General features: G+C 72.3%; 9 protein-coding genes. 8 read left to right on the forward strand and 1 reads right to left on the reverse strand.

Annotated elements, in window-relative coordinates; all coding sequences use genetic code 11:
• Positions 1-41 precede the first annotated feature (41 nt).
• Positions 42-1,211 carry a beta-1,3-glucanase family protein gene (locus GR130_RS11055; RefSeq protein WP_159504560.1) on the forward strand — a complete coding sequence of 390 codons (1,170 nt, stop codon included), beginning with the start codon at positions 42-44 and terminating at the stop codon, positions 1,209-1,211.
• Between the two features lie 99 nt (positions 1,212-1,310).
• Here the strand turns inward: GR130_RS11055 and GR130_RS11060 are convergent, their stop codons facing one another.
• Positions 1,311-3,113 carry a glycoside hydrolase family 15 protein gene (locus tag GR130_RS11060; protein ID WP_159509890.1) on the reverse strand — a complete coding sequence of 601 codons (1,803 nt, stop codon included), beginning with the start codon at positions 3,111-3,113 and terminating at the stop codon, positions 1,311-1,313.
• A gap of 415 nt (positions 3,114-3,528) precedes the next feature.
• On the opposite strand from GR130_RS11060, the gene GR130_RS11065 reads away from it, so the two are divergent.
• From GR130_RS11065 to GR130_RS11095, 7 genes are all read left to right on the forward strand, one after another.
• Positions 3,529-5,199: a CTP synthase gene (locus GR130_RS11065; RefSeq protein WP_159504561.1), complete on the forward strand. Its 1,671-nt coding sequence runs from the start codon at positions 3,529-3,531 to the stop codon at positions 5,197-5,199.
• 96 nt (positions 5,200-5,295) lie between these two features.
• The gene (locus GR130_RS11070; protein WP_159504562.1) at positions 5,296-5,922 is read left to right on the forward strand and encodes an NUDIX domain-containing protein; all 627 of its coding nucleotides are present in this window, start codon (positions 5,296-5,298) and stop codon (positions 5,920-5,922) included.
• A 174-nt stretch (positions 5,923-6,096) separates the two neighbouring features.
• A complete protein-coding gene (locus GR130_RS11075) occupies positions 6,097-8,208 on the forward strand; it encodes a tetratricopeptide repeat protein (protein ID WP_159504563.1) in 2,112 nt (703 codons plus the stop codon).
• A 167-nt stretch (positions 8,209-8,375) separates the two neighbouring features.
• Entirely contained in the window at positions 8,376-9,491 is a 1,116-nt protein-coding gene (ald, locus tag GR130_RS11080) for an alanine dehydrogenase (protein WP_159509891.1), read from the forward strand.
• Positions 9,492-9,979: 488 nt separating this feature from the next.
• Entirely contained in the window at positions 9,980-10,996 is a 1,017-nt protein-coding gene (locus tag GR130_RS11085; protein ID WP_018087947.1) for a ParA family protein, read from the forward strand.
• A complete protein-coding gene (locus GR130_RS11090; protein WP_159504565.1) occupies positions 10,981-11,619 on the forward strand; it encodes a hypothetical protein in 639 nt (212 codons plus the stop codon). The genes GR130_RS11085 and GR130_RS11090 overlap by 16 nt, the downstream gene beginning before the upstream one ends.
• Before the next feature lie 92 nt (positions 11,620-11,711).
• On the forward strand, positions 11,712-12,881 hold the full coding sequence (locus GR130_RS11095) for a segregation and condensation protein A (RefSeq protein ID WP_159504566.1): 1,170 nt from the start codon (positions 11,712-11,714) through the stop codon (positions 12,879-12,881).
• The last annotated feature ends 24 nt before the right edge of the window (positions 12,882-12,905 follow it).

Consider the following 12,905-nt stretch of genomic DNA (forward strand, 5'->3'; position numbering starts at 1 on the left):
CGAGAGCACTCCCGCCACACACCCCCCACTAGGAGCAGCCCGTGATCACCCGTCGCAGCCTCCTCGGCGGCCTGGCCGCCGGCGCCGCCGCCACCGCCGGCCTGGCCACCGCCGCCCGCGCCCTCGGTGCCCCCGCCCCGGCCGGCCCGTCCGCCGCCGGCCTGCCGCTGCACATCGTCAACGCCTCCGGCGCCTACGCCAACTCCTCGATCCGGATCTACATCCTCGGCAACGACGGCACCCAGCAGGTCCGCGTCACCGCCGACGGGCAGCTCAAGCCCGTCGCCCTCGCCGACAACGGCCCGGACGGCTTCACCGACTACGCCATACCCCTCGCCGCCAACGGCACCACCACCCTCCAACTCCCCCTGATGTCCGGCCGGATCTACACCGCCCTCGGCGGCAGGCTCAGGATCAAGGCGGTCGCCGACGGCAACGGGAAGCCCGCGCTGGCCTACCCCGCGGGCTGGGTCGCCGGCGACCCCAACTACGACGTCCTGCACGACTGCGCGGAGTTCACCCACACCGCCGGCGGGATGTACTGCAACACCACCATGGTCGACATGTTCAGCGTGCCGCTGGCCCTGCGGCTCACCGGCGCCAGGGACCAGACCACCGGCACGCTCAAGGACGGCGCCCGCGCCCGGATCTTCTCCGACGTCAAGGGCGCCGAGGGCTTCGACCGCCTGGTCATCGGCGACAAACGCGTCATCGCACCCGGTCACGGCCTGGACAGCGGCCTGTTCGGCAAGGACTACCTCGCCCCCGCCATCGACGAGGCGTGGACCGCCTACGCCTCCAAGGACCTGACCGTCACCACCGACGCCGGCACCTTCACCGGCCGGGTCAGCGGCGACCGGCTCGGCTTCACGGGCCCCAAGGCGGTCTCCTTCGCCAAGCCCTCCACCCGCGACGTGCTCTTCTGCGACGGCACCCTCGCCGCCCCCAACGACGGCACCCTCGGCCCGGTCGCCGCCGTCCTCGGCGCCGCCCTCAACCGCTCCACCCTCACGACCCACCCCGCCCAGCCCACCACCGACCCGGCCGCCTTCTACCGGGAGCGGCTCACCAACCACTACGCCGCCGCCATGCACGCCGCGACCCGGGACGGCAAGGCGTACGGCTTCGCCTTCGACGACGTCGCCGGCTTCGCCTCGTACATCGAGGACCCCGCCCCGAAGGAGCTGACCCTCACCCTGACCGCGTTCTGAGCCCGGCCGCCCGCGGCCCCCGGTATGCGAAAGGTGCCGCCCGGACCACCGGGCGGCACCCCGGAACACGGGAACGCCGGACGAGCACCGGGGTACGCGCTACCCCCCGTACGCCCCGCTCGCCGTCAGCCGCAGCGCGGTGTCGATCAGCGGAACGTGGCTGAACGCCTGCGGGAAGTTCCCCACCTGCCGCTTGAGCCGGGGGTCCCACTCCTCCGCCAGCAGCCCCAGGTCGTTGCGGAGCGAGAGCAGCTTCTCGAAGAGCTTGCGGGCCTCCTCCACCCGGCCGATCATCGCCAGATCGTCCGCCAGCCAGAACGAGCAGGCCAGGAAGGCCCCTTCGTCCCCTTCGAGGCCGTCCACGCCCAGCCCCTCACCGGCCGTCGGATAGCGCAGGACGAAGCCGTCCTCGGTGCCCAGCTCCCGCTGGATGGCCTCGATGGTGCCGATGACGCGCTTGTCGTCCGGCGGCAGGAAGCCCATCTGCGGGATCAGCAGCAGCGACGCGTCCAGCTCCTGGGAGCCGTAGGACTGGGTGAAGGTGTTGCGCTCCTTGTCGTAGCCCTTCTCGCAGACGTCCCGGTGGATGGTCTCGCGCAGGTCCTTCCACCGCTCCAGCGGCCCGTCCACGTCCCCGGACTCGATCAGCTTGACCGTGCGGTCGACCGCGACCCAGGTCATCACCTTGGAGTGCACGAAGTGCCGGCGCGGACCGCGGACCTCCCAGATGCCCTCGTCCGGCTCGTCCCAGTGCTTCTCCACCCACTGGATCAGCTTGATCTGGAGCAGCGAGGCGTAGTCGTTGCGGGACAGGCCGGTCATGTGCGCCAGGTGCAGTGCCTCGGTGACCTCGCCGTAGACGTCCAGCTGGAGCTGCCCCGCGGCGCCGTTGCCGACCCGTACGGGACGCGAATTCTCGTATCCGGGAAGCCAGTTGAGCTCGTTCTCGCCCAGCTCCCGCTCACCGGCGATGCCGTACATGATCTGGAGGTTCTCCGGGTCGCCGGCCACCGCGCGCAGCAGCCACTCCCGCCAGGCCCGCGCCTCCTCGCGGTAGCCGGTGCGCAGCAGCGACGACAGGGTGATCGCCGCGTCCCGCAGCCAGGTGAAGCGGTAGTCCCAGTTGCGGATCCCGCCGATGCACTCCGGCAGCGACGTGGTCGGCGCCGCCACGATCCCGCCGGTCGGCGCGTACGTGAGCGCCTTCAGCGTGATCAGCGAGCGCACCACCGCGTCCCGGTACGGCCCGTGATAGGTGCAGTGCTCGACCCATTCGCGCCAGAAATCCTCGGTCGCCTCCAGCGACCCCTCCGGATCCGCCACGGCCGGCGGCTGCTTGTGCGAGGGCTCCCAGCTGAGCGTGAACGCGATCCGCTCCCCGGGCGACACGGTGAAGTCGGAGTACGTCGTCAGATCCTTGCCGTACGTGTCCACGGACGTGTCCAGCCACACCGAGTCGGGTCCGGCGACCGCCACCGTCCGGCCTTCGACCTTGTGCACCCACGGCACCACCCAGCCGTACGCGAACCGCATCCGCAGCTCCGAGCGCATCGGGACCCGGCCGCTGACGCCCTCCACGATGCGGATCACCTGCGGCGCACCGTCCCGCGGCGGCATGAAGTCGATCACCCGGACGGTACCGCGGGGGGTGTCCCACTCGGATTCCAGAACGAGTGAATCCCCTCGGTAGCGGCGACGGTCGGCCTGCTTCGGGCCCTTGCCGTTGACCGGGCCCATCCGCCAGAAGCCGTGCTCCTCGGTGCCCAGCAGCCCCGCGAAGACCGCCGGCGAGTCGAAGCGGGGCAGGCACAGCCAGTCGACCGTGCCGTCCCGGCACACGAGAGCGGCGGTCTGCATATCGCCGATAAGTGCGTAGTCCTCGATGCGCCCGGCCACGTGCATCTCCCGTCGAACTGGAGTCACGCCCCCATGGGACGTTATGTGCTGTCCGTCCTGCCCATGAAACAACGTCGCCGAGCAGCTGGACCGGAAATTTCGGGGCGGGGGTGGTGCCTGTTCCGGTCGGCTCGTAGCGAGTGTCCGAGCAGGATACGACGCGGTCGGGTGCGGCGCGCGGTGCTCACGGCACGAAGGGCTCCGAACGAGTGGCCCGGGTGATGTGGCCGCTCGCCGGAGTCGCCGGGAGCGACCATGCCCGGTCGCTGATAGCCTGGTACCCCGTGGACCGGTGGGACGCCCTGAGATGTCACGGCAGAAGTACGGCACCCCCGAACCGCAGCGACGGCACCCCTGAATCCCAGGACCGGCGCCACCTCGCACCTCTCCACCTCGCGACCACGGGAGTTCCCTCTTGGCCATGCCGCCCAAATCCACGACGACCAAGCACCTCTTCGTCACGGGGGGCGTCGCCTCCTCGCTCGGCAAGGGGCTCACGGCCTCCAGCCTGGGTGCACTCCTGAAGGCGCGCGGCCTGCGGGTCACGATGCAGAAGCTCGACCCGTACCTGAACGTCGACCCCGGGACGATGAACCCGTTCCAGCACGGCGAGGTCTTCGTCACCAACGACGGTGCCGAGACCGACCTGGACATCGGCCACTACGAGCGCTTCCTGGACGTCGACCTCGACGGCTCCGCGAACGTCACCACCGGCCAGGTCTACAACACCGTGATCGCCAAGGAGCGGCGCGGCGAGTACCTCGGCGACACCGTGCAGGTCATCCCGCACATCACCAACGAGATCAAGCACCGCATCCGGCGGATGGCGACCGACGACGTCGACGTCGTGATCACCGAGGTCGGTGGCACGGTCGGCGACATCGAGTCGCTGCCGTTCCTGGAGACCGTCCGCCAGGTCCGCCACGAGGTCGGCCGGGACAACGTCTTCGTCGTGCACATCTCGCTGCTCCCGTACATCGGCCCGTCCGGCGAGCTGAAGACCAAGCCGACCCAGCACTCGGTCGCCGCGCTGCGCAACATCGGCATCCAGCCCGACGCGATCGTGCTGCGCGCCGACCGCGAGGTCCCCACCGCCATCAAGCGCAAGATCTCGCTGATGTGCGACGTCGACGAGGCCGCGGTCATCGCCTGCCCGGACGCCCCGTCGATCTACGACATCCCCAAGGTCGTGCACGCCGAGGGCCTGGACGCGTACGTGGTCCGCAAGCTGGACCTGCCGTTCCGCGACGTGGACTGGACCCAGTGGGCGGACCTGCTCGACCGCGTCCACAACCCCGACCACGAGGTCAGGGTCGCGCTGGTCGGCAAGTACATCGACCTGCCGGACGCCTACCTCTCGGTCACCGAGGCGCTGCGCGCCGGCGGCTTCGCCAACCGTGCCCGCGTGAAGGTGAAGTGGGTCACCTCCGACGACTGCAAGACCCCGGCCGGCGCCGCCGAGCAGCTCGCCGACTGCGACGCGGTCTGCATCCCCGGCGGCTTCGGCGACCGCGGTGTGGACGGCAAGGTCGGCGCGATCACCTACGCCCGGGAGAACAAGCTCCCGCTGCTCGGCCTCTGCCTGGGCCTGCAGTGCGTGGTCATCGAGGCGGCCCGCAACCTGGCCGGCATCGAGGGCGCCAACTCCACCGAGTTCGACCCGGCCGCGGCCCACCCGGTGATCTCCACGATGGCCGAGCAGATGGACATCGTCGCGGGCGAGGGCGACATGGGCGGCACCATGCGGCTGGGCATGTACCCGGCCAAGCTCGCCGAGGGTTCGATCGTGCGCGAGACCTACGACGACCAGCCCTACGTCGAGGAGCGGCACCGCCACCGCTACGAGGTCAACAACGCCTACCGCGGCGAGCTGGAGAAGAAGGCCGGCCTGGTCTTCTCCGGCACCTCCCCGGACAACAAGCTGGTCGAGTACGTCGAGTACCCGCGCGAGGTCCACCCCTACCTGGTCGCCACCCAGGCGCACCCGGAGCTGCGGTCCCGCCCGACCCGCCCGCACCCGCTCTTCGCCGGCCTGGTGAAGGCGGCCGTGCAGCGGCAGCAGTCCGCGCGGAAGCCGGGCGCCGCGAAGTAGCCCGCGGCACGACGGATACCGTTGCCGGGGTACGGCCGCCTTCACCGGGGCCGTACCCCGGTTTCCGCGTTGGCACCGTCGCACGAGAGGACGCGCATGGCGATCAAGGACACCCCGGAGGAGTGGACGGTCACCGCGACCACCACGCCGTTCACCGGCAACAAGACCAGCGTGCGCACCGACGAGGTCGTCATGCCGGACGGCGCCACCGCCCGGCGCGACTACCAGGTCCACCCCGGCTCGGTGGCGGTGCTCGCCCTCGACGACGCGGACCGGGTGCTCGTGCTGCGCCAGTACCGCCATCCCGTGCGCCAGCGGCTGTGGGAGATCCCCGCCGGACTGCTCGACGTCCCCGGCGAGAATCCGCTGCACGCCGCGCAGCGCGAGCTGTACGAGGAGGCGCACGTCAAGGCCGGGGACTGGCGGGTGCTGACCGACGTCTACACCACACCCGGCGGCTGCGACGAGGCCGTACGGATCTTCCTCGCCCGCGATCTGTCCGAGGCCGAGGGGGAGCGGTTCGAGGTCTCCGAGGAGGAGGCCGACATGGAGCTGGCGCGGGTGCCGCTGGCCGACCTGGTCCGCGGGGTGCTCGCCGGTGAGCTGCACAACAACTGCCTGGTCGTCGGTGCGCTGGCGCTCAGCGCGGCCCGCGCGGGCGCGGGCGTGGACGCGCTGCGGCCGGCCGACGCGCCCTGGCCGGCCCGCCCCTTCGAGGTCTGACCAGGGGCCGCACGGGGCCTCCTCCCCGCACCGGTCGGATGATCGTCCGATCCGATCGAGTGACCCAACCGCCCTGCTCCGCACGGGACGTGACGGTTCGTGAACTACGCTCGGCAGCGTGCCCGTACGCGCTCGCGGCGGGCACGTACGCGCAGGTGGACGGGAGCGTGACCGGTGACGGACCAGGCGGTGGGCGGTGGGCACCTCGCGCCGGAGGCGGTGCGCGGGCCCGGCACGGCGGCACGGCAGCGGCGGACGCCGGGGCCCCGCCAGGACAGTGCCGCACCCCGCCCCGTCACCGCCGGGTTCGCCGGCCGCCGCCGTGAGATCAAGGCCCTGCGCGCCGACATCCGGCGGGCCGGCCTGGACACCCTCTCCGGCCGCCGGGGTGCCCGCAGCCGGGTGCTGCTGATCGCCGGCCGTCCCGGGTCCGGCCGTACGGCCCTGGCCGAGGAGCTGCTGCGCGAGCTGGCGCAGGACTATCCCGACGGGGTGCTGCGCGCCGTACTGACCGGACGCGGCGGCGAACCCGTGGCCACCGACCGCACGGCCCGCGACCTGCTCGGCGCGCTGGGCGCCGGCGCCCCGCCCGGCGCCCCCGACGACGAGCTGACCGAGGCGCTGCGCGGCGCGCTCGCCGGGCGCCGGGCGCTGCTCCTGCTGGACGACGCACCGGGCGCCGAAGAGGTCGAGCCGCTGATCCCGGACGCCCCGGACTGCCTGGTCGTGGTGGTCTCCCAGGGGCCGCTGACCGGCATCCCGGACGTCCGGCCGTGCGCCCTCGGCGGGCTGGACGCCGCCGCGGCCGTGGAGGTGCTGTGCCGCTACGCGGGACCGACCAGGATCACCGTCGACCCGCGGACCGCGGACGCCGTCGCGGAGGAGTGCGGCGGCCAGCCCGCCGCGCTGATACTGGCGGGCGCCTGGCTCGCCGCCCGTCCCAAGTCCTCCGTCGCAGACCTGCGCCAGGCACTGCAGGCCGTCCCGGTGCCGTCGGCCCTGCCCACCGGCGACCTCCCCCTCTACCGCGCCTTCCACCTCACCTACGCGGCGCTGCCGCAGCCCGCGGCCCGGATACTGCGGCTGGCCACCCTCGCTCCGGACGGCCTGGTCGACGCCCATGTCGCCGCCGCGCTGGGCGGCTGCGCGGTGGACGCGGCGGCCACCGTGCTGCAGGACTTCGCCGCGCTCGGCCTGCTGCGGCCGGTGCCCGCCGAGGACGCCCCCGGGACCCCGCCCGCCGACGACGGGCCCTACCCCCGCTACCGGCTTCCCGGCTGCCTCGCCCCGCTCGCCCGCGAGCTGCTCGGGCAGCACGAGCGGCCGGCCGATGTGCAGCTGGCCCGCGCCCGGATGCTGGAGCGGACCGTACGGCTGCTCCAGTCCTGCCGGGCGGCGGCCGAACCGGCCGACTCGCCCGCGCGCCGGAAGGCCGCGGGGCTGCCGCGCGCGCTGCGCTTCCCCTCCCGGGCAGCCGCCGCGCACTGGCTGCGCACCCGCCGCGGCGCGCTCCTGGACGCCGCGCGGATCGCCGTCGCGGACGGCCAACTCGACACCCTGGACCGGCGGTTGCTGGCCGCTCTGACCCGGGCGCTGCTCGCCCACCACGGCCCCGAGGCCGCCGCGCCCGACCTCTACATCCTGCACCGGCTCGTCCTGGAGGCCGCCACGCGGCGCGGGCTGCCGCGCGAGCAGGCCGCCGCGCTGCTGAACCTCGGCGACCTCGACGCCCAGGCGGGCCGCGGCGAGCAGGCGCTGGCCCGCTACCGGGGCGCGCTGGAGGCGGCGCGCGCGGTGCGGGACCCGGCGGCCACCGGCCGGGCGCTGGAGTCACTGGGGGACAGCTACGCCGAGCTGGGCGACTGGACCCGGGCCGCCGACTGGTACGGGCGGGCGCTGGAGCTGCGGCTCGCCCGTGGCGAGCGGCCCGACGCGGCGCGGCTGCACGGCCGGATCGGCACCGCACTCGGCTTCACCGGCCGGTACGAGCAGGCGCTGAAGGAGTGCCGGGCCGCCGCCCGGGCCTACCGCAGGCTCGGTGATCTCGCGGGCCAGGCACGGGTGACGGCGGAGACGGCCCGGGTCCACGAGCACGCCGGGCGGCCGGAGGAGGCGCTGCGGAGCCTTCTGGAAGCCCTCGGCACCGCCCGTGAGGCGTCCGATGTGCGGGCCGAAACGGCGTTCCAGCTGCGGATTGCGGACACCCTCGACGGCCTCGGTGACCCGGCGGCGGCACGGCTCCACCGGGCCGCCGCGGAACGCCTTCGGGAAGAGCACCCCGACTGACCTACGAAATCGGTAGTGGCATTCCAAAAAATTAATGCTTTGCAAGGCTAGACAACATGAGGTCCTTCAATAGACTGGGCGAGCCGCGTACGGCGCGGTCAGTTCCGTCATGCAACGCATGAGGGGATAATTCCTCTGCAAGCTCTCATTCAAGGACCGTGATCGACGTGAAGGTCGGCATCCCCCGCGAAGTCAAGAACAACGAGTTCCGGGTGGCTATCACGCCCGCCGGAGTCAACGAGCTCGTCCGCAACGGCCACCAGGTCTTCATCGAGAAGGACGCCGGCCTCGGCTCGTCCATCACGAACGAGGAGTACGTCTCCGCGGGCGCGACCATCCTCGACACCGCCGACGAGGTCTGGGGCACCGCCGACCTGCTGCTGAAGGTCAAGGAGCCGATCGCCGAGGAGTACCACCGCCTCCGCAAGGACCAGACGCTCTTCACCTACCTGCACCTGGCCGCCTCCAAGGAGTGCACCGACGCCCTCCTGGCGTCCGGCACCACCGCCATCGCCTACGAGACCGTCGAGACCGCCGGCCGCCAGCTGCCGCTGCTCGCCCCGATGTCCGAGGTCGCGGGCCGGATCGCCCCGCAGGTCGGCGCGTACCACCTGATGCGTCAGGCCGGTGGCCGCGGCGTGCTGCCGGGCGGCGTCCCCGGCGTCCAGGCGGGCAAGGCCGTCGTCATCGGCGGTGGCGTCTCCGGCTGGAACGCCGTGCAGATCGCCGTGGGCCTCGGCTTCCACGTCACCCTGCTCGACCGGGACATCAACAAGCTCCGCGAGGCCGACAAGATCTTCGGCACCAAGGTGCAGACGATCGTCTCCAACGCCTACGAGCTGGAGAAGGCCGTCGTCGAGGCCGACCTGGTCGTCGGTGCGGTCCTGATCCCCGGCGCCAAGGCCCCGAAGCTGGTCACCAACGAGCTCGTCGCCAAGATGAAGCCCGGAAGTGTTCTTGTCGACATCGCCATCGACCAGGGCGGTTGCTTCGAGGACTCCAAGCCGACCACGCACGCCGAGCCGACCTTCCAGGTCCACAACTCGGTCTTCTACTGCGTCGCCAACATGCCCGGCGCGGTGCCCAACACCTCCACCTACGCCCTCACCAACGCCACGCTGCCCTACATCGTGGAGCTGGCGAACCGCGGCTGGGTCGAGGCGCTGCGCCGTGACCCGGCGCTGGCCAAGGGCCTGAACACGCACGACGGCAAGGTGGTCTACCCCGAGGTCGCCGAGGCGCACGGCCTCGAGTGCACCGAGCTGCGCACGCTCCTGGGCTGAGGCGTCAACCGCACGCGTCAATGCCGCACAACCGGCCGGGCCTTGTCGACAGGGTCCGGCCGGTCGCATGTGCGACACGCCCCGGAGGCGGTTTTCGGCGGCCGGCTCTCAACTCGCCGCGAACGTAACCCTTTAACCGATTCGCGTACCCCCGAAACATCGCGGTTGTGCGCTGTGCACCCTTGACATCGAGGGGTTCCGTTACCGACACATCGGGCCGGGTCACGCGGATTGTGTTGCTGCGGACGCCCGACACGCCATAGAGTCGCCAACCGTCGGCATGGTGCCACGCTGACCTATCGATAAGTTTCCTGGTCACATCCAAGGAGGTAAGACGACTTGTGAATGAGTCGACATTTACTCCCGGAGGTGGTCGGCCAGGAGCGGTTGCATGGGGCCAGGGTCCCTCGGGGCGCGAGGCTGTCGGCTCCGTAGCGGTCCACACCTTCGCAGCCCACCAGAGCATTTCCACGACAGCCCACCAGAGCATGGACGGCCATCACGTGAACGCCATGGCCGGCGACCGGGGCAGTGGAGAACCCGCCCGTCTCGCCGACTACGACGACCTGCCCGAGGGGCACTTCTACGATCCGGACGCGGAGTACGAACCGGACCCCGAATACGCGGCGACGCTCGCGCCAGACGCCGCGCGCCAGCGCCGCGAGCGCGTCGGCCCGACCGGGCGACCGCTCCCGTACTTCCCCATTCCGGGGCCGCTGTCGGATCACGGCCCCGCCAAAATCATCGCGATGTGCAACCAGAAGGGCGGGGTCGGCAAGACCACCTCGACCATCAACCTGGGCGCCGCACTCGCCGAATACGGACGACGGGTGCTGCTCGTCGACTTCGACCCGCAGGGAGCCCTGTCGGTCGGACTCGGCGTCAACCCGATGGAGCTCGACCTGACGGTCTACAACCTGCTCATGGAGCGGGGCATGTCGGCCGACGAGGTCCTGCTCAAGACCGCGGTCCCCAACATGGACCTGCTGCCCAGCAATATCGATTTGTCAGCGGCGGAGGTGCAGTTGGTCAGCGAGGTCGCCCGCGAGTCGACCCTCCAGCGGGCGCTCAAGCCGCTGCTGGCCGACTACGACTACATCGTCATCGACTGTCAGCCCTCGCTCGGCCTGCTGACCGTCAACGCACTGACGGCCGCTCACAAGGTCATCGTGCCGCTGGAGTGCGAGTTCTTCGCGCTGCGCGGTGTCGCGCTGCTGACCGAGACGATCGAGAAGGTCCAGGAGCGGCTCAACCCCGAACTGGAGCTGGACGGCATCCTGGCGACCATGTACGACTCCCGTACGGTGCACAGCCGCGAGGTCCTGGCGCGCGTCGTCGAGGCGTTCGACGACCACGTCTACCACACCGTCATCGGCCGTACGGTCCGCTTCCCCGAGACCACCGTCGCGGGCGAGCCGATCACCACGTACGCGTCCAACTCCGTGGGTGCCGCCGCCTATCGCCAGCTCGCCAGGGAGGTGCTCGCCCGGTGTCACGCCGAGTGAGTCTGCCCGGAGCCGACGAACTGTTCCGTACCACCGGGGGCGTGGGCCTGCAGCCGTCCGCTCCCCGTCGCACGACGAACGGCGCCCCGGCCGGCGAGGCACCCCGCGTGCCTGCGCCGGCGGGCGAGTCGGACTCCGCCGCGGACGCGCCCGAGGCGGCCACCGCCGCCCGGCAGCGGCGGCCGGAGAGCGGCACGGACGCCGAGGGAGCACCGGCCGCTGACGGCGCTTCAGCGGGGCGTACGGCGCCCGCCGGGGCGCCGGCCGAGCACAGCGGCCGGGAGCCGGAGCCGGAGAGTCCCAAGGGGCACCGGACGCCGGCGGGCCGGGCGGGCCGGGGCGAGGCGGAGAGCGCGCAGGGCGCCGGGCCGGGCCGCCGCCGGGGCGGGCGCGGCGCCAACCGCCGCCCCAGTGGCCGGGAACGGCACGACGAGAAGATCACCGTCTATGTCTCCGCCGAGGAGCTCATGGACCTGGAACACGCCCGCCTGGTCCTGCGCGGCGAGCACGGCCTCGCCGTCGACCGCGGCCGGATCGTCCGCGAGGCGGTGGCCGTGGTCCTCGCCGACCTGGAGTCGCGCGGCGACGCCAGCATTCTGGTGCGGCGGCTGCGCGGTCGCTAGCCGTCCGCCGGATAGCCTCCTTCTTCGGCGGGACACCCCGCCGTGACCAGCCCGCCGCCCAGAGGCGCGGGACCGCAGCACCCTGGACCGCGATGCCCACGACCGACGACGACGCCCCCGCCCCCCGCGCCCGACGAGCCCTGGGCCGGGGGCCGGGGGCGGTCCCGCAGGCCGCACCGGAAGCCGCCCGGGAAACGCCGGCTCCCGGGGAGCGGCACGAGGCCGCGCCGGCGGACACCGTGCCACCCGAGGCCGTACCGGGCGAGGCCGCGCCGCGGGAGGCGGCGGGCGGGGAGCCCGTGGCTGGTGAGGCCGCCGCTCCGGCCGGCGAGGCTCCTCGGGAGGGCGGCGACGGCCGCTTCACCCTCCGGCTGGACAACTTCGAGGGCCCCTTCGATCTGCTGCTCCAGCTGATCTCCAAGCACAAGCTGGATGTCACCGAGGTCGCGCTGTCCAAGGTGACCGACGAGTTCATGGCGCACATCCGGGCGATGGGGCCGGACTGGGACCTCGACCAGACCACGGAGTTCCTGGTCGTCGCGGCCACGCTGCTGGACCTCAAGGCGGCCCGGCTGCTGCCCGCCGCCGAGGTGGAGGACGAGGCGGACCTGGCCCTCCTGGAGGCCCGGGACCTGCTCTTCGCCAGGCTGCTCCAGTACCGCGCGTACAAGCGGATCGCGGACATCTTCAGCGACCGGCTGGCCGACGAGGCCCGCCGCTACCCCCGTACGGTCGGGCTGGAGCCGCAGTACGCCGAGCTGCTGCCCGAGGTCGTCATCGGTATCGGGGCGGAGGGGTTCGCCAAGCTGGCCGTGAAGGCGATGCAGCCCAAGGCCAGGCCGCAGGTCTACGTCGATCACATCCACGCGCCCCTGGTGAGCGTGCGGGAGCAGGCCGGGGTGGTGATGGCGCGGCTGCGGGAGGTGGGCGAGGCCGGCTTCCAGGAGCTGGTCGCGGACGCACCGGACACCCTCACCGTCGTGGCCCGCTTCCTGGCCCTGCTGGAGCTCTACCGGGAGCGGGTGGTGGCCCTGGACCAGGAGGAGGCCCTGGGGGCGCTGACGGTGCGCTGGACGGGCGCGGAGGGGGCCGCGCCCGTGGTCACCGACGAGTTCGACCGGGAGCCGGGCGAGCGGGAGCCGGACGAGCCGGCGGGCACACCCGACGCGGCGGAAGCAGCGGACACAGCCGACACAGCGGGGCCGGCGGGAACGACGGACACGGCGGACACGGCGGACGAGGAAGAGGAGGCGCGGGCGTGAGCGAGCGTTGCGAGCGAGCCATTG

It is taken from the genome of Streptomyces sp. GS7 (assembly GCF_009834125.1).
GTDB lineage: Bacteria > Actinomycetota > Actinomycetes > Streptomycetales > Streptomycetaceae > Streptomyces.

Bases quoted from the DNA above. Each gene is read 5' to 3' on its own strand.
- GR130_RS11060 (WP_159509890.1), bottom strand. From the start codon at position 3,113: ATGCACGTGGCCGGGCGCATCGAGGACTACGCACTTATCGGCGATATG.
- GR130_RS11065 (WP_159504561.1), top strand. From the start codon at position 3,529: ATGCCGCCCAAATCCACGACGACCAAGCACCTCTTCGTCACGGGGGGC.
- GR130_RS11070 (WP_159504562.1), top strand. From the start codon at position 5,296: ATGGCGATCAAGGACACCCCGGAGGAGTGGACGGTCACCGCGACCACC.
- GR130_RS11085 (WP_018087947.1), top strand. From the start codon at position 9,980: ATGGACGGCCATCACGTGAACGCCATGGCCGGCGACCGGGGCAGTGGA.
- GR130_RS11095 (WP_159504566.1), top strand. From the start codon at position 11,712: ATGCCCACGACCGACGACGACGCCCCCGCCCCCCGCGCCCGACGAGCC.